The sequence below is a fragment of the Halostella sp. PRR32 genome, assembly GCF_034808085.1.
GTDB classification, from domain to species: domain Archaea; phylum Halobacteriota; class Halobacteria; order Halobacteriales; family Natronoarchaeaceae; genus Halostella; species Halostella pelagica.
In genome coordinates, this window is sequence record NZ_JAXHGL010000002.1 from 119,554 (window position 1) to 139,393 (window position 19,840).

Genomic DNA, 19,840 nt, shown 5'->3' on the forward strand with positions numbered 1-19,840 from the left:
ACGTTACCCGAGCGCCGGAGCGAGCGCGTGGGTAAACGCCGCGACCAGCAGCGTCGCGTAGCCCGCCGCGACAAGTTGGACGGCCCGCACAGGTCGCGCAAGTCGGCCGTTCTCGCTCGCTTCGGACGCGAGATAGCCGGCAAGCGGGAGCGCCTGGAGCGCGTGGAGTCCGAGGAAATGCGCCGCTCGGAAATCCCCGCCGGCGTTCCAGCCGACCACCGGAATCGCCGGACTGGTGCCGACCGCGCTGGCCTCCAGCGCGACCATCGCGCCGCCCTCGTACGACCCGACGACGAACAGCGCGATGCCGAGGCGGATGCCCCATTCGTACGCCGGGGCGACGGAGAACTCCCGCCTCCAAGCCCGGACGAGTAGCCACGCGACGACCGCGACCATGGCGACGATAGTCAGTCCCATGACGGCGTATACGGCCGTGTCGAACGCCGTCGACTGGTTGAAATGCGATTCGACCCCGCGTGCCGCCTGCCCGGCGATGAGCGTTATCTCGACGACGCTTGCCGTCGCCACGACGAGCGACGCGCGCCGCAGGGTGCTATCGGCGACAGGGAGGTGGTGACCTATCCAGCCGAGCGTCGCGGTGAACAGCGCTATCGAGCCCGCGAACTTCGCGGGTTTGAGCCAGACCGGCTCCCCGCCGACGGTCCGCGGATCGAGGGCGATTCCGGCGGCGAATCCAAGGAACAACGCGGCGTTGAGCGCGGCGACGGCGAACAGGAGCGAGTTTCGTCGGCGGAGCTCCGCGACGACGGTTGCGGGACGGTTCCAGCGAGCGTACGCGGCAGTGTTGCGGATCACTGCGTGAAGATCCGGCCGAAGCCGAGGAATCAATTTGCCCAACATCTTGGTGTTGGACGCCGATAGCGACAGATGATACGAGATGATCAGAGCTCAGTTCCACGTTCAACTCCCCGAGGGCACCTGGGTCGCTGAAGTGTCGCGCTCGTTTCCGGAGGCGACGTTCCGGCTTCTGACGGGGTTCAGGGCCGGTTCGACGGCGATCGAGCTCGGCGAGGTGGAGGCAGACGACCCCGACGCCGTGTCCGCTGCCATCGACGACCACCCGTCTATCGTCGCGTACCAGCGTCTGGAGCGCGCCGACGAGACGGTCGTAGCGAGATACGAGACGACGGACATCGGACTCTACGAGGCCGTCGAGCGGTCGTCGGTGCCGCCCGAGTATCCGATCACGGTTCGGAACGGCTGGATCGAGTACGAGTTCACCGGCTCGCGGGAGGTGCTGGACCGCTTCCGGACGGCGGTCGAAGCGGCCGGCCTCTCGTACGAGCTACGCTCCGTGGTCGGAAACGAGAACTCGTCCGGGCTCCTGACCGACCGACAGCGGGAGGTGCTCGCCGCGGCCGTCCGGGAGGGGTACTTCGAGGTGCCGCGGGAGTGTACGCTCGCGGACCTCGCGGCCACGCTGGAGGCGGACAAGTCCACGGTGAGCGAGATCCTGCGGCGCGGCGAAGGGAGCGTCGTCAAGTGGTTTCTCACTGGAACGGACGGTGACACCGAGTTCTGACCGCAACGACGCGGAACGGAATCCTTACCCACGCGCCGGGGCTACCGCGAACCAATGCGCGATCACTTCGAACTCCGCGACGCGGACGCCGCGGGCCGCATCGGGGAACTGACCGTCCCCCGGGCGGGGGTGACAGTCGAGACGCCGGCGCTGCTGCCGGTGATAAACCCCAATCTGGATACGATCTCCCCGTCGCGACTCGCCGAGGAGTTCGGCGCGGAGATACTCATCACCAACTCCTACATCATCCACGGGAACGAGGAACTCCGCGAGCAGGCACTGGCCGAGGGCCTGCACGAACTGCTTGATTTCGACGGCGCGATCATGACCGATTCGGGGTCGTTCCAGCTGTCGGTGTACGGCGAGATAGACGTGACGCCGCCCGAGATCCTCGAGTTCCAGCGCGACATCGGCTCGGACATCGGCACGCCGGTCGACATCCCGACGCCGCCGGACGCCTCGCGCGAGACCGCCGAGATCGACCTGGAGACGACCGAGGAGCGCATCGCCGAAGCCGAGACGATAGACACCGGCGACATGCTCGTCACCGCGCCGATACAGGGGTCGACCTACGCGGACCTGCGCGAGGAAGCGGCCCGGACCGCCGACGCGTCGTCGCTCGACGTGTTCCCCGTGGGCGCGGTCGTGCCGTTGATGAACGACTACCGGTTCGACGACATGGTCGACGTGGTCGCCGCGTGCAAGCGCGGCCTCTCGGCGGACGCGCCGGTCCACCTGTTCGGCGCGGGCCACCCGATGATGTTCGCGCTCGCCGCGGCGCTCGGTTGCGACCTGTTCGACTCCGCGGCGTACGCGCTGTACGCACGCGACGACCGCTACCTCACCGTCCGCGGCACGCAGCAGTTAGACGACCTCGATTACTTCCCCTGCTCGTGTCCGGTCTGCGCCGAGTACACCCCCGACGAGGTCCGCGCGCTCGGCCGAAACGCCCGCGAGGAGGAACTCGCCGCGCACAACCTCCACGTCACGTTCGCCGAGATACGGCGGATCAAGCAGGCGATCCGGACGGGGAACCTGCTCGAACTCGTCGAGACACGCGCTCGCGGCCACCCGGCGATGCTGGACGGCTACCGCGCACTGCTGGACCACGCCGAGCAACTGGAGCGCGAGGACCCGACCTCAAAAGGCACGTTCTTCTACGTCTCCTCGGAGAGCGCGCGCCGGCCGGAGGTGCTTCGCCACCGCGAGCGCCTCGACCGGATCGACGCGCCGGCGGGCGACCTACTGCTCACGGAGGGGGCGGACGTAACCGGCTACGACGAGACGTGGCGGCTCGTCCCACCGTTCGGCCCCGTACCGCCGGCGCTCGCCCAGACGTATCCGCTGACCGCGGAGACGCCGAGCAGGGCCGACGACGAGGCCCGCCGCGCCGCCGCCGAGGCCGTGGCGCGATTCGCCGAACTGAACCCCGAGACGGCGGTCACCGTCGCCCACTACGACTGGCCGGACCACGTCGTCCGGCGGTTGCCGGACGGCGTCGAGCGGATCGACCTGGCCGAGCGACAGTAGTTCGCCGAAGCGCGGCCGGCGAGCGCGCCGAGCGGAGCTACGTTTCGGCCCGCATCCGCTCGTGGGCGCGCTGGAGGAACGAGTCCGGCAGCGCCTCCACGTCGCCGACCTGTACCCGCCAGAGGTTAGCGTAGAGGCCGTCCGCGGCAAGCAGTTCCTCGTGACTGCCGCGCTCGACTATCTCGCCGTCGTCGAACACGAGGATGGTGTCGGCGTCACGCACTGTCGAGAGGCGGTGGGCGATGGCGAACGTCGTGCGGTCCGCGGTGAGGTCGCCGAGGCGCTCCTGGATGACCGCCTCCGTCTCGTTGTCGACGTGGCTGGTCGCCTCGTCGAGCACGAGGACCTCGGGGTCCTTCAGGAGGGCGCGGGCCAGCGCGACGCGCTGTTTCTGGCCGCCGGAGAGCTTCACGCCGCGCTCGCCGACCGCCGTCTCGTAGCCGTCGTCGAGGTCGGTGACGAACTCGTGCGCGCCGGCGTTTTTCGCCGCGGCGACTACCTCGTCCCGCGTCGCGTCGATCCCGTAGGCGATGTTCTCCTCGACCGACCCCGTGAACAGGTACGGCTCCTGCGAGACGTAGCCGACGTGCTCGCGGAGGCTGTCCAGAGTCACGTCGCGCACGTCCCGCCCGTCGATCCGCACCGCGCCATCGTCCACGTCGTACAGGCGCGGGAGCAACTTCATCGTCGTCGACTTGCCGGCCCCCGTCGGACCGACGAGGCCGACGAACGACCCCGGTTCGGCCGCGAAGGAGACGCCGTCGAGTGCCGGTTCCTCGCTCCCCTCGTAGCTGAACGTCACGCCGTCGTACTCGACGCGGCCCTCGCGGACGGTGAGGTCGTCGGCGTCCGGGCGCGTCCGCACGTCGCTTTCGCCCTCCAGCAGGGTGACCACCCGCGCCGCCGCGGCGCGGGCGTTCTGGTAGCCGTCGAGGACGCCCGCGAACTGGTACATCGGGAACTGGAACCGGTTGCTGTACAGCAGGAACGTGACGAGCGTCCCGACCGACAGCGACGCCGTGAAGAAAAGCGGCGGGCCGAACAGCACCCAGTAGCCGCCGACGAGGAAGGTGACGGCGTACCCGACGGAGGTCAGCCCCGAGATGGCCCCGATCAGGCCGACGCGTTCGAGGAAGGCGCTCCACGCGATGTCGCGGTAGCCCGCCGAGGAGTCCTGCACGCGCTCTCGCTCCTCGTCCTCGGTGCTGTAGGACTTGATCGTCTGGATGCCGCCGACGTTGTTCTCCAGCCGGCCGTTCAGCTTGCCGACGCGGGACCGTTTCTCCTCGTACTTCGGCGAGACGCGGCGCTCGAACAGCCGCGTCACGCCGAAGAGAACGGGCAACACGAGCAGCGCGACTGATGCGAGTTGCGGATGGATCCAGAGCATGAACGCCGAGATGCCCGCGGTCATCACCAACACCCGGATTCCCATCGAGACGATCTGGGTGAAGAAGTTCTCCAGTTTGTTCACGTCGTTGTTCAGCACGCTCATCACCTCACCCGTCTGCGTGTCGTCGTAGAACGCGAGTTCGCGCTCCTGTGCGGCCTCGTAGGCGTCGACCCGCACCTCGTGTTGCATGTGCTGGGCGAAGTTGCCCCAGAGGTAGTCCGCCGTGGTGCCGAAGACGAGCGCCGCCGTCGACAGCACGACGATGAGGCTGAGCGTGAACCAGAACTGGCCGGTCCGTTCGGCGGGTATCCACGCGTCGGGGAGAAACCGGATCGAGTACTGCTGCGTGCCGGTAAACAGCGCGTCGATAGCGACGCCGAGAATGTACGGCATCACCTGCGACACGGCTACGGTGAAGACCGTCAACGCGATGCCGAGAGTAAGGTGGACTCGGTAGCCGTCGCCGTACCGCCTGACGAGGGCGAGGAGAGCGCGACGGCCGTCCCTGTCCGTGTCTAATTCGTCCATAGATAGGGACGCGCTACCGGTTCAAAAAACCTTGTGGGGGTGTGCGAACTTCTGGCAACCGAACCGCGGCCGCGTCGACAGCGCCCGGGCCGTAACGACACGCTCATTCCGGCGGGGCCACTCTCGACGGGTATGACCGACTACTTCGAGGTCCACGAGCGCGACGGGGCCGCCCGGGTGGCGGAACTCCGCCTCTCGGACCCGGTGACGACGCCGGCATTAGTCGACGAAGTGGACCGCGGCGGCGACCCGAGCGCCCGCTCTCACGGGATCATCGAGGACGCCGGGAGCCTCTGGCCCGAGGAGCGCGAACTACCCGAGGGCGACGAGTCGACGCTCACCGTCCTCCCGCACCGCGCGTTTCCCGGCGGCACCGCGGACGAGGTGCAGGAATCGTTCGCCGTCGACCACCCCGAGGTCGAGTATCCGAACGCCGTCGTCGTCTCGCCGGACACCGCGGCGGACCACGCGGCGGACGCCTACGTCGTCTCGGGCGCGCCGGGGTTCGTCGGTCACGGCGCGGCGTTTCGCGAGGCGATAGTCGACATCCGCGAGGCTATCCCCGCAGACAGTGCGCTGTATCTGCCCGGCGCGGCCACGCCGAAAAACGTCGCCGTCCTCGCCTACGCCGGCGTCGATCTGGTTGACCCGGACAGGGCCGTCGTGAAGGGGACGCAAGGGAAGTACCTCACCAACGACGGCGAGGCGTTCCTCGAAGACCTGACTGAACTCCCCTGTGCCTGTCCCGCCTGCCAGCGGTCGGTCGAGGAGTTCGACCGCGAGGACTGCGCCCGGCACAACGTCAACGCACTCGCCGCGGAACTCGGACGCGTCCGCGAGCGCATCCGCGCCGGTCGCCTCCGGGACTACGTCGAGGGGCAGGCCCGTCACGAGCAGTGGCTCACCGCGGCGTTTCGCGAGTTCGACCAGCAGTGGGGGTACGTCGAGGAGCGCACACCAGTCTATCGAACAGCGGAGATCACCGCCGCGACGGAAGACACCATGCGCCGCGTGGAGATCCAGCGCTTCGCCGAGCGCGTCACCTCGCGATACCGCAACCGGTTCGACAACCCGCTGGTCCTCGTGCCGTGTTCGGCCCGCAAACCGTACAGCGAGTCCCAGAGCCACGGGCAGTTCCACGACGCTACCCAGTTCCGCGCCCACACGGTGTCGATGACCTCTCCGATCGGCGTCGTCCCGCAGGAACTCGAACTCACGTACCCCGCCCAGCACTACGATTCGGTCGTGACCGGGCGGTGGTCGGCCGAGGAGAAACAGTTCGTGAGTACGATCCTCCGGCAGTATCTCGAACGGAACGAGTACCCCCGCGTCATCGCACACGTCCCCGGTGAGGGGTACCGCGACATCTGCGAGCGGGTCGAGGAGTCGCTCGACGTGGAGTTCGAGTACACCGTCGAGGACCACCCCACGACGACCGAGTCGCTGGCCAATCTCTCGTCGACGCTGTCGGGCGAACTCAAGTTCTCGAAGCGGGAGCGCGAACACAACACCGTCCGCGCTATCGCCGACTACCAGTTCGGTCCCGGTGCCGGCGACGACCTGTTTGGCGACATCTCGACGCAGAGCCGCTACCCCAAACTCCGCGTACACGACGACGGGGGAGAGCAACTCGCGGCCATGGTCCCGCAGTACGGCGTGCTCGCGTTCACCCTCGCCGGCGCGCGCCGCTGGGTTGACAGCGACGCGGCGACGAAACGGGTCGAGATAGATGGGTTCACCCCGCACGGAAGCGTTCTCGCACCGGGCGTGCTAAACGCCGACGACGACATCCGCGTCGGCGACGAGGTCGTCATCGAGGGCCCGGCGGCGTTCGCGGTCGGCCGCGCGCAGATGACGGGACCGGAGATGGCAGAGAGCACTCGCGGCATCGCATGCTCGGTTCGTCACGTCGACGAAAAGTAGCGCCGGTCGGCGAGAACACGCCGAACTGGACAGTCACTGAACGATATGTTCCATCGTCGCGGCGTCGCGCGTACAGACGCCGTCGACGACCTCCGGGAGGCAGATCCGCCTGTCCCACCCCACCCGTTCGAGTTCCGCGTTTACCTGTTCCATACACGACAGTACCCGTCGCATCGCGTCGTCGCGGGTCGAGACGGCCCCGATATCGGTCACGTGGTGCGCCTCGCCGCTTCGCTGGTGGCCGCGTATCTTCCAGATGCCCCTTTCGCGGGTCACGCTCAGAGCGAGGTCGCCGCCATCGTGGGCGACGACCAACTCGTCGTCGCCCTCCTTCCGCACCGCCCAGCCCGACGGCAGATCCGGGCCGTCGTTTCCCGCGGCGACGGTCCGCTCCTCCGAGTGGTCGCGGCGTGTCATCGCGCGTCGCCACCGGTCGGAGCCGGGGTCGTCGTGTCGATCACGTTTTCGTTCGATCGCCGCGTCTTCTGTGAATTTCACGCCGGTAGGAAGTATACGTAGATGAGTGATAAACTGCTGATACCGTTACGGACCGTTTCGATCCGGTGGAATCAGCCTACCGATGGGGACCGCCCGACCAGGGAACTGCGAACGGATGCCATCGCCGATTACTATCGTGTCAGTTCGGTGAATGCAGTGATTCGAACAGGCGCAGAGAGGCGTTTAAGCGGCAGTTAGTTTCGGAGGCTCACGGAAAGCGCGACTTACGAACATATCGCGAAGGGAAGCGAAGCCCTCGCCCGGTAAGCCGTTCGTAATTGGGAGCAGTGAACCGAGTCGATCACTACCGAACACGTCGTTCGTTTTTCGCCCGCGGCGAGCGTTTTTGGTGTAGCGGTCCGGAACGTACGGCATGGACGAAGTGTCACTCGCGGTTCCGAAGCCGATCGTCGACTCGCTGCCGGAGGACGGCCAGAGCGCCGCGACGGACATGCAGCGGGCGGTCGAAGGATGGGAGTCACGGATAAACCGAGCGATAGCGGAGGCCGACGACGACCGCGAGGCGGCGGGGTACGTCGCCGACGCAGTCGAGCAGTTCGACGACCGCGCGGAGACGTTCGACGAGTTCGTGCCCGAACTCCGGGCGTGGGGCCAGTCGCCGATCTACGCCATCGGCTGGCGAAACCTCTACGCAGACCTGATAGAGCAGATCTACGAACGCGACGACATCGCCGACGAACTCGACCGGGAGCGAAACGCCCGACTCGTCGAAGACGGTATCCGCCTCAGCGACAAGTACTGAGAGAGACTGTTTTCCTTTAGTTCGGTCGTTCGCCGACCACACGTCGGCGGACACCGGCAAACGGTTACAGAACACCGACACAGCATGCGGGCGACCAATAGCGGCCAATACGGCTCTGCGGCGGAGGTTTAAGCGCGTCGCACACTAGTGCCGCGACATGGAGATCGAGTTGCGGACCTTCGCTACCTTCCGGGACGCCGTCGGGCAGAAGGAAGTCGCCATGGACGTCGACGGCGACCGGACCACCGTTGGGTCGGTCCTCGCGACGCTAGAGGACGAGTACGACGGCCTTACCGGACAACTGCTTGAGGACGGAGATATCCGACCGCAGTTGAGCATACTCAAGAACGGCCGGGAGGTGATCCACATGGACGGGACGGAGACGGTCCTCGAGGACGGCGACGAGTTGTCGCTGTTCCCGCCGGTCGCCGGCGGAAGCGAGCGGGTAACGCGCACGCGTTCGTTCCGCGGCATATCGCGCCGCTTGGCGGTCCGGTATCTGGAGAACCTCGACGGGGAGCGGGTGGACGACGACGCCGTCGAGGGCGGGGACTGGCGCGCGACCCTGTCGGCCGACGACGTGGCTATCGGGCCGTCGCTGACGCTGACGGAGGTGACCGTCGAGTTCGAGGGCGACCCCGCGACGCTCGATTCGCTCGTCGACGAGTTCGCACAGAAAGCGATGCGGGCCGGCGGATGACCAACGCTCGCGCTCGCTCCGGAGGGATGCCGTGACGGCGGACCCTATCGAGGGGCAGGTGCTTCTCGTCGCCGGCGCGAAAGCGAGCGTCGCGCCCGAACGCCTGCCGGCGCTCGTCGACCAGGTGCAGGCGGCGCTCGAACCCAGGGCCGACCGCTACCGACGACAGTTCGAGTGCGTCCACGAGGACGAGGACCGTGCCGTGTTTCTGGCCGACCCCGACCACTGGACGACGCTCGGCGAGGACCTGGGCTTGCGAGAGCGAGAGCGCGACGCGATCCGACGCGCACACGAGGAGCAGGTTCACCGGATCGGCCGCCGGACCGACCGCGAAGCCGAGTTCGAGACCGCTCTGGAGATCCGGACACCCGTCGTCATCGGACTGTAACGGCGCTCGCGCGTCGGCCGAGAACTCCCGTCACAGGTCTGGCTGTTCGACGGTGGCCTCCCAGAACTCGTCGCGGAGATATCGCTCGTCGACAGCGCAGTGACCGAAGGCCTTGGCGACGCGGCCGACAGTGGCCCACAACACACGCTGGACGGCAAACGGTGCGGACGGGATCTTCGTTCCCTCGCGGATGGCTTCCGCCATCACGAGTCCGTGAACGAACCCTGGCTCTCCGTACCCGCCGTCTGTACCGAACTCGCCGTCGTGGTCCTTCCCGCAGACGGTACACAGCGTCTCGGCGGTTTTCATCCACGGGAGTTCCACGTACGTCGCAACGAAGTCGTCAGTGTCGTTCCGGAAGGAATGCGACTGCCCTGGCTGTACCGTGACCTCCTCACCGGGGCCGAGACGCTGCGGTTCCCCCTCGACGACGACCGTGATCTCGCCCTCGACCGTCCGGAAGTACTCCGCTTCGTCTGGATGGCGATGGGGAGGAAGTGCAGTCGCGTCGGGAGCAAGCCACAGCAGGATCGCCGGGCGCTCGTCCGAATTCTCGTCGGGAGTACGCAACAGGGTGAACCACTGACCAAGTCCGGGACTGGAGACCAGAGGGCGCGAAGCGTTTCGGAGCAGGTCGGCCACGGGCCCGTTGGGTTCGACCTCTATTCCCCGGCCGTCGGTCGGTTCGCCGTTTTCGTCAAGCGGCCGTCCGATGATCGTTCCCATTCGGGAACGTGTGATATAAAACGTCATAACGCTGACGGAACGTGCCGCAGTTAGTCGACGGGATGGTACGTGCCGGTGATTCGACCGGGAGAAAGAGGCTCTCCGCGCGACCAGGCGTACTTGAACCACCGAGGTTCCCGTCGCCCGGAGTACACATTAGGGCAGAAGACGACGTTAATCGTGGGTTCTGACGGATGGCTCGGACGGCGTTTGGACCCCCTCGACGGCCAGCGATTCCTCGAGCGAAGCGACTTCCTCGCGGAGTGCGTCGATGCGGGCCTCCAGACGCTGGAACTCCTCGCTGTTTTCGAGTTCGGCCGCCGTTTTCTCCACGGTGAGAACGTTCCGACGGACGAGTTTCGCGGAGAGTTCTCGCTGCCGCTCGTCGTACTCGCCCCGCGTGCGGAACCGTTCGACGGTCCGGATCAGTTCCTCGCTGGTGACCGGTTTGACGACGTAGTCGTCGACCGGTAGTTCCACGATGTCGAAGTCGGGGTCGACGGCAGTGACCATCGCCACGTGAGCGTGATAGTTCCGGTTCTGCATCCAGTAGAGAACCTCCTCCCCGGAGGTGTTCGGCAGTTTTCGGTCGAGGAGGACGATGTCTACTTCCGGCCCCATCAGTTCGCGCGCCTCCGCCTCGTCGGAAGCCGTTCTCACGGCGTACTCGTCGTCCAGATACGAAGCGTAGAGGGACGCGAGACTGTCGTTGTCTTCGACCACGAGCACCGTGGCGAGATCGGGCATTGTCGAATAGTTGATCGTCCTCCGATATGTTTCCTGCGGCCAGAATCCGACCGAACCCGGCGACTGAAGTGGGATGGGTCTACTGAAACGAAATACATCGAATCTCCGGTTGGACCCTCGGTCAGCCGTCTCCTCGCACCGGAGAAACCGCTGCCTCGGGATGAAACCCTCGGCCGATCAGTCGTCTCCTCGCACCGGACACACTGCTGCCTCGGGATGAAACCCTCGGCCGATCAGTCGTCTCCGGTGGCCGCCGCTCCACCGCTACTGACGCCCGTTCCGGGACCGATATCGATGCCGAGTTCGTCGAGTTTCTCGTCCGGCACGACGCCGTACTCCCAGTCGCGCACGTCGTAGTACTCCTCTTTCATCTGTTCTAGTTCGCAGAACTCGCCTTCGCTTGCGCCCTGTCCGGGGATGCCCTCGTCGCCCGGCAGGAACCGTTCGGGCAGGGAGTCGTCATCGCCGTCGAAGCCGACGAGGTTGTTGTAGTACCGCTCCAGATTGTAGATACGCTCACCGGCCTCCAGCAGGTCGTCTTCCGAGTAGTCCAGGCCGGTCATGCCGTTGTACTGGAGGACGTACTCCTCGATGCCTTCGGCGAAGGCGTTGAACTTGCAGATGTCGAACGAGTCGGAGATAGCGTGCATGTCCTGGAACGTCGCGGCCAGTTCACCCTTGCCCTCCCACTCGTAGGGGTCGACCTTCTCGGGGATCCCGAGGATCTCCGCCGCTGGGGTGTACGCACGGAGGTGACAGGCGCCGCGGTTCGAGGTGGCGTAGCCGATGCCCATCCCCTTCATGCAGCGAGGGTCGTACGCGGCGATAGCCTGGCCCTTCACGTCCAGACGACAGTCGTGTGCGCCGATCTCCTCGGCCATGCGGCGCTGGCCCTCCGCGAGCAGGTCCGCGAGGTCGTCCTCGCGCTTCGCGACGCGTTCGATCATGTCGATCATGGTCTCCTCGTCGCCCCACTCCAGCCCTTCACCGAGGTCGTCGAGATAGCCTTTCTCTGTCGCCTCCATCGCCATCGCCATGATGTTGCCTATCTCGATGGTGTCGACGCCGTAGTCGTTACACCGGTCGATCATGACGGCGACTCTGTCGCGGTCGTCGTTCATCGAGTTCGGCCCGAGCGCCCACGCCGACTCGTACTCGTAGGACTCCATCCGGACGTTCATGTCCTCGCCCTTGTGGTTGACGTCGACCTCGACCTCCTTCTTGCACGCGACCGGACAGGAGTGACAGGTCGGTTCGTCGACGAGGATGTTCTCGCGGACGTTCTCGCCCGAGACGTTCTCGGAGTCGATATTGGGCTCGTCGGGGGATTCGCTCGCCTCGGACCCGGTAGAGGTGTACCGGGCGTTCTGCGTCGGGAGGCCGTCCATCTCCTCCGTGATGTTCATCAGGACGTTCGTCCCGAACTGCGAGAGGCCGCCCTCGTTCGGCGCGGTGACGTCCGACTCCTGGATGGCCTGCATCGCCTGCTTGTGGCCCTCCATGAACGTCTCCTTGTCTTTCGGCTTCGGCATGTCCGTCCCCGATTTGACGACGACCGCCTTGAGGTTCTTCGACCCCATCACACAGCCCGTGCCGCCGCGGCCCGACGCGCGGTCGTCCTCGTTGACGATGCAGGCGTAGCGGACCTCGTTTTCGCCACCCTGGCCGATAGCCATGGCCGAGAGGTTCTTTCCGTACGCGCCCTCGACCTCGTCTTCGAGGGCCTCTATCGTATCGTGGACGCCCTGTCCCCACAGGCTCGACGCGTCGCGGAGTTCCACGTTTCCGTCCTCGACGTACGCGTACACGGGGTCCTCTGCTTCGCCTTCGAACAGCAGCCCGTCGAAGCCGGCCCACTTCAGACGCGCGCCGGACCAACCGCCGTGGTGCGAGTCCGTCACGGTTCCCGTCAGCGGCGATTTCGTACAGATCGCGATTCGGCCGCTCATCGTCGTCTGGGTCCCCGTGAGCGGGCCGTTCGTGAACGCTAGCAGGTTCTCCGGACCAGTGGGGTCGACATCCGGGCCTTGCTCGAAGACGTATTTCACCCCCAGACCTCGCGCGCCGATGTACTTCTCGGCGTCCTCTCCGTCGATACCCTCGTACCGTACGTCGCCTTCGGACAGGTCGACCCTGGCGACTCTGTCCTGAAATCCTCCGATATCAGTCATTGTAATTCACGTTCATTACATACGGACTATAACGTGTTAGACGTTCCCATACTAACGTAACCGAAACCAGTTACTCCGACGCCGCCAGGCGGTCGGTTGCCATCGGGGACGGCGGAAGTCGAACTGACACGGCATCAGTCGCCTTTTGCCGACGGACGCCCCGAGTGGAGGGTGTGTCCCGACGCTGGTATCCGGCGGTCGCCGTCGCGGTCGCGCTGTTTGTCGCCTCGGTCGTACCGGTCGATGCCGGCGGCGGTAGCGGCCCCGTCGGCGCGGATAAAATCGCCCACGTGGTCGGCTACGCCGTCCTGACCGGCGCGCTCGTCGTTGCCTTCCAGGTCCGACACCGAACGGAGGAGAGCGCCGCCGCCAGCGCCGCCGTGGGAGCGGTCGCTTACGGTATCGGCATCGAACTAGTGCAGGCCGGGATCACGTACAGGGCGTTCTCGGTCGCGGACATCGCGGCGAACGGGGCGGGAGCGATCGCCGCAGGGATCGCGTGGGTCGCAGCGCGTCGGTTCGGATAACCGTCACACCTCGTTTCTCTCGTCGGCGTTCGGGTCCGACCATTCGAACTCGTCCGATTCGCCCTGCCACTCGAACTCCTCCGCCAGGTCGCCGTTCGACCCGGTCCCGTCCGATGCCTCGTCGCGTTCCGGCGTCGAACCATCGTCGTCGGACGGAGCGCTTGACGGTGTCGCGTGGCCGACCCTCGGACCGTCAAGGGCGTCGTGGCTCGTCGCACGTTCCGAGTGATACACGTACACCACGCCGTCGTCGACGACGTAGAACGCCCCGGTTCGTTCGTCCTCGATCACTCGCCTGTCGCTGTCGATTCCCACGTCGACAAGCCCCGAGAGCGACGAGACGGTCACCGTCGGCCCGGTCCGGTGTTCGGCCGGAACTCGACCGGTCGTGATCCACTCGTCGAGGGCGTCGCGCTCGCGGGCGGTCGTAACGGCGCGGTGAACGCTCTGCGGCGGGCGAAGCGAGTCCGTCGCAGTCAGACCGACGACGAGAGCGAGCGAACCGAGGGCACCGGCGAAAAGCAGTACGCTGCCGTACGACGCGAGGGGGCCGTACTCCCGCGAAACGCGACCGGTTTCGGTGACTCGCTCCGACGCTGATCTGCCCGCGCCCTCTACGGTGTACGTCGACCCGGTCGGGACGATCGAAAGGACGTGCGTCTCGGTAGTGGTGACGCGCTCGCCCTCGACGGTCGCGGTGACGCTCGTCTCCGCGACGACCGCGATCTCCGGGTCCCCCGGTGAGCCGCCGAGTTCGTTGTCCGTCCGGGCGATGGTCCACGCCGCCTCGCTGACGTTCACCTCGAACGGCACGGCGACCGTACCGCTGTCCCCGGTGTCCACGCGGGGGTCAGTCAGTGGTTCGGTAGTGCTCCAGTACTCCCCGCCGTCGTCGGCGGAGCGGAGGCGGAGGCGGAGCGTCGTCTCGGCTTCGATGTCCTCGCCCGTGGCCGCGTACTCGTGGGTGAACGTCCCGTTGAGAACCGGGGCGACGGAGCGGAAATACCGATGCCGGTCGGTGAGTACGCTCCCGTCGGGATAGACGGGGTTCTCCGAACGAACCACGGCACCGTGCTCGTACGAGCCCTCGGTCTCGACGCTTCCGACCGTCTGCTCGGTCGGTTGCATCGGCGGGTTCACGTGCGCGCCGTATGCGACCCACCCGCCGACGGCGGTCAGGAGAACGAGAGCAACGACGACGAGCCCCAGGTTGTCGGCGACGCGCGAGCGAACGGCGGCCGCTGTCCCCGGCCCTGCGTCGCGGCCCTCGTCGACGTCGTCGGGTCGGTCGGTGTGAGTCATGTGCAGTCGATAGATAGCTTCTGGTTGGTCGTCCGTTGCAGGTCGACGGTTTCGTCGCCGGTCGCAGTCACGGAGACGGTGACGTATCCCGTCCCCTGGTCCGTCGCCCCGTCTTTGCACTCTAACTGGAGCACGTAGTCGTGCGAAGTCGTCAGCCCGACTGCGTCCGTATCTCGAACGGTCGCGTACACGCCGGGATCGGTGTCGGTCGTCCCGTCGTCGTAATCGATCCGGTCGACCGCGGTATCGAACGCCGAAGCGCCCCCGAACGCGGCGGCGTTGTCGTCGAGGAAGTAGGCGTTCCCCGTGTCGTTCCCGCCGCTGATGCTCGCCGCGGAGTCAGCCGAATTGTCGGTCACACCTAGATACGCGTCCGGATCGTTTGCGACCGTTATATTGCCCGGTCGGTCGGCCATCACGTCGGCGAAACCGACGGAACCAGTAACGAGTAGCGCCGCGCCGCAGAGCAGCAACACCGCGCCCAGGCGCTGCCGCCGGTCAACCACGGTCGACGACTCCCGCGCGTCGCTCGTTCCAGTCTCGCGCGCGCCGACCGACTCGCGGTCCGATACCCTCGGTTCCAGTCACTACCGAAGGGGTACGAATCCACGCCCCTTTAACGACTCGGCCAAACATCATGTTGGATTTTTAATAACCCAAACTATATAGGCCCGGTCCCGGCCTCCACCCTTCTCAGTTGGGCATCACCCTATTACCGGGAGACTGTCAATCCAGGTATGTGACATCGGACGGAAAACAATTGCGCGAAGTCGAACCTCGAACGGAACGGCGCGTTCCGACGAGGAGGACTGTATCCGTCCGGTCGAGCGGAAAACACAATGAATCGTAGAACATTCGTCATCAGCGTAGGTAGCATCGCAGCGACGGGCGGCGCGGCACTCGGATCGGGCGCGTTCGACCTGATCGAGGCCGACCGTACCGCCGATATCACACTCGCAAGCGACTCTGCGGCCTTGCTCGAACTCACGGACAACGGTACCAGTCAGTTCGTTGACTCAACCGGCGGTACGGACGGCGACCTGTTACAGCTCAAGTACACGGGCTCCGGCAACGCGTCCGGTGCCAACAAGAGCGCCGTTACTACCATCGAAGCCGGGTTCAAGATCGGAAACAACGCCTCCCAGGGCGTCGGCGTGAAGATAGCACACGACGCAGCGGACCCCTCCGCGGTCAACCTCTACGGCGATACCGGGAAAACGACAGCGGTCGAGTCGTTACCCACTGCGAACGGCGATCCGCACAACCTAGACGCGTACGATAGCGCGAACAGCACCCAGGATAGTTTCGACGTGACAATAGAACTCGACACGACCGTCACGGATCTCAGCGGCCTGACGACGATCACTGTCACCGCGGATCCGTCCGCCTACACCTCCTCCGCCTAACGTGACCGCACGCGTCCCGCGACGGCCAACACACGGTGTGTGGGAGCACTGGGGTACGAGGGTTGGGCCGTCGGGGACGGTATCGGTCGCACACGCGACATGAAGGACCGACTCGAAACCGCACTTCAGTTGGCGCTCGTTTTGCTCGTCGTCGCTCTCATCGCGGGGCAGGCGATCGGACAGCCAGTTCTCCTGAGTTACGTCGAAACCGGGAGCATGGAGCCGACGATAGAGGCCGGGGACGGCTTTCTCGTGGTCCCGGCGGTACTCGCCGGGTCGGTCGAAACGGGCGACGTGGTCGTCTTTCAGGCTAAAACGCTCGACGGAGGGTCGGTGACGACTCACCGCGTGGTCGGAGAGACAAGAAACGGATACGTTACGCAAGGGGACGCGAACACCTTCCCGGACCAGGAGGGAGACGAACCGCCGGTGAGCGAGGACCGGATCCTCGGAAAAGCGGTCACTGTCAACGGCGACGTGGTCGTGGTTCCAGGGATCGGTCGGGTCATCCAGAGCAGCGAAGAGGCGGTGGCAAGCGCCGTTCCGTCTGGCTCCGGCCTGCCGGGCGACGCCGGCGGAACCGCTATCGCGTTTCTGGGAGTCGGACTCTGTCTCGTCGGCGGCGGCCTGTTGCTGGGGTACGGCGGTTCGAAGAAACGAGAGGCAAACAGGCCAAGCCGCCGCGCCGAGAGTTACGAGGGGAGGCGAGTCGTTCTCGTCGTAACCGTCGCTATCGTTCTCGCGGCGACGGCCGGAATGATGTTTGCCTCGGGCGGCGTCCAGTACACTCTCGTCGCGGCGGACGACCCGGCCGACGACCCGTTCGTTCTCGAACGTGGAACGACGGGGACGGTCACGCACGACGTGAAAAACGGGGCGTTCGCGCCGGTCGTCGTCGTTCGCGAGTCGACGAGCGAAGACGTTCGTGTAACGCGGCGATCCACGGTCATCGGGCCGCGGTCCGCGGGCGAGACGACGCTCCGAGTCGATGCGCCTGACGGCCAGCAGCAGTTCGAGCGGACGGTCTCCGAGCGGCGGTACGTGGCGGTCCTGCCGCCGTCGCTGCTGGTCGCGCTTCACTCGATCCACCCCTGGCTCGCTATCGTCGCAGTCGACGCTGTGATCGCTGTCTGTGTCTTACTCGCGGGAGCATTCCTGTTTCCGGGCCGATACGTTCGGGTTCGGACCGACGCCGGCCGGTCGCCGTGGCGGCGGATCGAACGGCTCTGGGAGCGACAAGGTTGAAAAGGTCGCCGCTCAGAGAGGTAATGAGAATGGGACATCCGATCCGCGTCCTCTGTGTCGACGACGATCCGTCCCTCGCGGAACTCGTCGCGACGTACTTACAGGAGGACTACGACGATATCGCTGCGGTTCCGGAGACGGACCCGCACGTCGCACTCGATCGGGTCCGCTCGGAGACGTTCGACTGTATCGTCAGCGACTACCAGATGCCGGGGATGAACGGCCTCGAACTCCTCGACGAGGCCCGGGATCTCCGTCCCGAGATCCCGTTTATCCTCTTTACCGGGCAGGGGAGCGAAACCGTCGCGAGCGACGCCGTTTCCGCAGGCGTGACGGACTACATTCGGAAAGCGACGGGCACCGAACAGTACGACCTGCTGGTCAACCGCGTCAGAAACGCCGTCGACAGACACCGCGCCGAACTCGACTATCAGACTATCTTCGACGGCGTCACTGACGCGATACTCGTCGTCGACCCGTCGACCGGTTCGGTCATCGACGTCAACCGAGCGTTCTGTGAACTCTGGGGGTACGACGAGACGAACGCTCGCTCGCTCTCACCCGCGGACCTGACAGTGGAAGACGCCGGGGCGGAGCGGTTGTGTGACCCGTCGAACGAGAAGCGGGATATCGAATGCGTCACCGCCGAAGGCGAACGGTTCTGGGCCTCGGTGAGCGTCAAACGGGCCGACATACGCGGCACGGAGCGGATACTGGCGATCGTCCGGGATGTGACCGAGCGCCACGAACGCGAGGAGGCGCTCTCAGCGCTGGTCGGAGCCGAACAGACGCTGTTGGAGGCCGAAACGTCCGCTGCCGTCTGCGAGCGAGCGACCGAACTCGCCACGGATGCTCTCGGGTTCGATGCTGTGCAGTTGTTGCTCCGTGACGAGACCGGGACGTTACGAACGGCGGCGTCCGTCGGACCGGTCCCGGTCGACGACGAGGTGTTTGCCGCCGCGCGTCGTCAGATAGCGGCCGACGTGCTCGGAACCGCCGAACTTCAGACCCGGCGCGACATCAGCGCCGTCGGACGGTATCCGAACGACTTCCCGATGCGCTCGGAGCTCCGCGTCCCGATCGGAGACCACGGCGTTCTGGTCGGCAATACGAGCGACGAACGGGCGTTCGGCCCGTACGAGCACGACCTGGCGCGGGTGCTTTCGACCAACGTCACCGCCGCACTCGAACGGACGGACAGAGAGGAACTACTCCGGGAGCGGGAGTCGGAACTCGAACGCCAGCGCGACGAACTCACGTCGCTGAATCACACCAACAGGGTGATCCGGAAGATAAACCAGACGCTCGTCGAAGTGTCGAGTCGGGACGAGATCGAACGGGTCGTCTGCGAGCAACTCGCTGCCGCCGACCAGTATCGGATGGCGTGGATCGGGGAGTACGACCTCGTTACCCGGGAGCTAGATCCGAAAGTCTGGGCCGGGATCGAGGACGGCTACCTCCGCGGACGAACCGTCTCGGTCGACGAGTACGAGTCCAACCCGTACCGAACCGCGGTCGACCAGCGGTCTATCGCCGTCCAGCCGCTAACGCCGGACACAGTGCCCCAGGCGGAGTACGAGAGAGCGACCGAACGCGGCTACCGCGCGGTCGCGGTGATACCGCTCGTCCATCAGGGGACGCTGTACGACGTTCTCGGCGTGTACGCCGGCCAGAGCGACGCGTTCGGGGAGACGGAACGGGCCGTCCTCTCGGAACTCGGAGAGACCATCGGCTACGCGATGCACGCCGTCGAACAGCGGCGGACCATTCTCACAGACAACGTCACCGAACTGGAGATCGAACTGCGGAGCGAGGAGTCGCTACTCGTCCAGTTAGCGGCCGCGACGGGGTGTCGCGTGGAACTCGACGGACTGATCGCCCAGTCCGACGGGTCCTTGAAGCTGTTCGTAACTGTCGAAGGCAACCCGTCGGCCGACGCCGTAACGACGGCGGAAGACGTTGACGCGGAGTGGACCGCGATCACGGAGACCGAAACTTCTTCGCTGTACGAACTCACTCTTAGTCGAGCGCCGATCATCGATTTCCTCGCCGAAAACGGCGCGACCCTCAGAACGGCCAGCGCGGAGGGCACCACGGGCCGCCTGGTGATTCAACTCCCCTCACAGACGGACAGCAGGGAGCTACTGGACCTACTCGCGGACGTGTACGGTGATGTAAACCTTCTTACACAGCGCGAGCGCAGCCGAAAGCCACAGACGACGACGGAGTTCAAATCGGCTCTCCAGGCCGACCTCACCGACCGCCAGCACGAGGTCCTCCGGACGGCACATCACGCCGGCTTTTTCGAGTGGCCGCGCGTTACGTCCGGCGAGGAACTCGCGTCGTCGCTCGGCATCTCGCAGTCGACGTTCCACGAACACCTCCGAGCGGGCGAGCGAAAACTCGTCGGAACGTTCTTCGACGGAGACGAGAGCGACTACACCTGAACG

Annotated in this window: 18 protein-coding genes and 1 pseudogene; 11 read left to right on the plus strand and 8 right to left on the minus strand. The window is 65.8% G+C overall.

The window, feature by feature from the left end; genetic code table 11:
• Nucleotides 1–3: 3 nt before the first annotated feature.
• A complete protein-coding gene (locus SM753_RS05820) occupies nucleotides 4–816 on the minus strand; it encodes a hypothetical protein (protein ID WP_323190893.1) in 813 nt (270 codons plus the stop codon).
• Nucleotides 817–898: 82 nt separating this feature from the next.
• On the opposite strand from SM753_RS05820, the gene SM753_RS05825 reads away from it, so the two are divergent.
• Both SM753_RS05825 and tgtA read left to right on the plus strand, forming a co-directional pair.
• Nucleotides 899–1,543 (plus strand): helix-turn-helix domain-containing protein, encoded by a 645-nt coding sequence (locus tag SM753_RS05825; RefSeq protein WP_323190894.1) that lies wholly within the window; start codon nucleotides 899–901, stop codon nucleotides 1,541–1,543.
• Nucleotides 1,544–1,597: 54 nt separating this feature from the next.
• A complete protein-coding gene (gene tgtA, locus SM753_RS05830; RefSeq protein ID WP_135536274.1) occupies nucleotides 1,598–3,073 on the plus strand; it encodes a tRNA guanosine(15) transglycosylase TgtA in 1,476 nt (491 codons plus the stop codon).
• Between the two features lie 37 nt (nucleotides 3,074–3,110).
• Here tgtA and SM753_RS05835 read toward each other — a convergent pair whose 3' ends face one another.
• Nucleotides 3,111–4,994, minus strand: a complete 1,884-nt coding sequence (locus SM753_RS05835) for an ABC transporter ATP-binding protein (protein WP_323190895.1) — start codon at nucleotides 4,992–4,994, stop codon at nucleotides 3,111–3,113.
• A 132-nt stretch (nucleotides 4,995–5,126) separates the two neighbouring features.
• Here SM753_RS05835 and arcS point away from each other — a divergent pair, with 132 nt between their 5' ends.
• Nucleotides 5,127–6,917 carry an archaeosine synthase subunit alpha gene (gene arcS, locus SM753_RS05840; protein WP_323190896.1) on the plus strand — a complete coding sequence of 597 codons (1,791 nt, stop codon included), beginning with the start codon at nucleotides 5,127–5,129 and terminating at the stop codon, nucleotides 6,915–6,917.
• Nucleotides 6,918–6,950: 33 nt separating this feature from the next.
• Here arcS and SM753_RS05845 read toward each other — a convergent pair whose 3' ends face one another.
• The gene (locus SM753_RS05845; protein ID WP_323190897.1) at nucleotides 6,951–7,415 is read right to left on the minus strand and encodes a hypothetical protein; all 465 of its coding nucleotides are present in this window, start codon (nucleotides 7,413–7,415) and stop codon (nucleotides 6,951–6,953) included.
• A 373-nt stretch (nucleotides 7,416–7,788) separates the two neighbouring features.
• Between SM753_RS05845 and SM753_RS05850 the strand changes: the two genes are divergently transcribed.
• The 4 genes and pseudogenes from SM753_RS05850 (at nucleotide 7,789) to SM753_RS05860 (ending at nucleotide 9,266) form a co-directional block, all read left to right on the plus strand.
• Complete coding sequence (locus tag SM753_RS05850; RefSeq protein WP_323190898.1) at nucleotides 7,789–8,178, plus strand: hypothetical protein; 390 nt, start codon at nucleotides 7,789–7,791, stop codon at nucleotides 8,176–8,178.
• Nucleotides 8,179–8,335: 157 nt separating this feature from the next.
• Nucleotides 8,336–8,614: pseudogene (locus SM753_RS21325) on the plus strand (ubiquitin-like small modifier protein 1); the annotation flags it as partial.
• A complete protein-coding gene (locus SM753_RS21330; protein ID WP_369335341.1) occupies nucleotides 8,591–8,878 on the plus strand; it encodes a hypothetical protein in 288 nt (95 codons plus the stop codon). The pseudogene SM753_RS21325 and the gene SM753_RS21330, both read left to right, overlap by 24 nt.
• A gap of 31 nt (nucleotides 8,879–8,909) precedes the next feature.
• On the plus strand, nucleotides 8,910–9,266 hold the full coding sequence (locus SM753_RS05860) for a hypothetical protein (protein ID WP_323190900.1): 357 nt from the start codon (nucleotides 8,910–8,912) through the stop codon (nucleotides 9,264–9,266).
• A gap of 30 nt (nucleotides 9,267–9,296) precedes the next feature.
• Here SM753_RS05860 and SM753_RS05865 read toward each other — a convergent pair whose 3' ends face one another.
• From SM753_RS05865 to SM753_RS05875, 3 genes are all read right to left on the minus strand, one after another.
• Nucleotides 9,297–9,992 (minus strand): cupin domain-containing protein, encoded by a 696-nt coding sequence (locus SM753_RS05865; protein WP_138798146.1) that lies wholly within the window; start codon nucleotides 9,990–9,992, stop codon nucleotides 9,297–9,299.
• A gap of 174 nt (nucleotides 9,993–10,166) precedes the next feature.
• Nucleotides 10,167–10,739: a response regulator gene (locus tag SM753_RS05870; RefSeq protein WP_323190901.1), complete on the minus strand. Its 573-nt coding sequence runs from the start codon at nucleotides 10,737–10,739 to the stop codon at nucleotides 10,167–10,169.
• 233 nt (nucleotides 10,740–10,972) lie between these two features.
• A complete protein-coding gene (locus SM753_RS05875; protein WP_135536255.1) occupies nucleotides 10,973–12,910 on the minus strand; it encodes an aldehyde ferredoxin oxidoreductase family protein in 1,938 nt (645 codons plus the stop codon).
• Nucleotides 12,911–13,083: 173 nt separating this feature from the next.
• On the opposite strand from SM753_RS05875, the gene SM753_RS05880 reads away from it, so the two are divergent.
• Complete coding sequence (locus SM753_RS05880) at nucleotides 13,084–13,437, plus strand: VanZ family protein (protein WP_210416410.1); 354 nt, start codon at nucleotides 13,084–13,086, stop codon at nucleotides 13,435–13,437.
• A gap of 3 nt (nucleotides 13,438–13,440) precedes the next feature.
• Here SM753_RS05880 and SM753_RS05885 read toward each other — a convergent pair whose 3' ends face one another.
• Nucleotides 13,441–14,739: a DUF5305 family protein gene (locus SM753_RS05885; protein WP_323190902.1), complete on the minus strand. Its 1,299-nt coding sequence runs from the start codon at nucleotides 14,737–14,739 to the stop codon at nucleotides 13,441–13,443.
• On the minus strand, nucleotides 14,736–15,245 hold the full coding sequence (locus SM753_RS05890; RefSeq protein ID WP_138798150.1) for a hypothetical protein: 510 nt from the start codon (nucleotides 15,243–15,245) through the stop codon (nucleotides 14,736–14,738). The genes SM753_RS05885 and SM753_RS05890 overlap by 4 nt, the downstream gene beginning before the upstream one ends.
• 333 nt (nucleotides 15,246–15,578) lie before the next feature.
• Here SM753_RS05890 and SM753_RS05895 point away from each other — a divergent pair, with 333 nt between their 5' ends.
• The 3 genes from SM753_RS05895 to SM753_RS05905 all read left to right on the plus strand — a co-directional run bounded on the left by SM753_RS05895 (nucleotide 15,579) and on the right by SM753_RS05905 (nucleotide 19,837).
• Nucleotides 15,579–16,145: a hypothetical protein gene (locus SM753_RS05895; protein ID WP_323190903.1), complete on the plus strand. Its 567-nt coding sequence runs from the start codon at nucleotides 15,579–15,581 to the stop codon at nucleotides 16,143–16,145.
• Between the two features lie 99 nt (nucleotides 16,146–16,244).
• Nucleotides 16,245–17,390 carry a signal peptidase I gene (locus SM753_RS05900; protein ID WP_323190904.1) on the plus strand — a complete coding sequence of 382 codons (1,146 nt, stop codon included), beginning with the start codon at nucleotides 16,245–16,247 and terminating at the stop codon, nucleotides 17,388–17,390.
• A 29-nt stretch (nucleotides 17,391–17,419) separates the two neighbouring features.
• Complete coding sequence (locus SM753_RS05905) at nucleotides 17,420–19,837, plus strand: bacterio-opsin activator domain-containing protein (RefSeq protein WP_323190905.1); 2,418 nt, start codon at nucleotides 17,420–17,422, stop codon at nucleotides 19,835–19,837.
• Nucleotides 19,838–19,840: the final 3 nt, after the last annotated feature.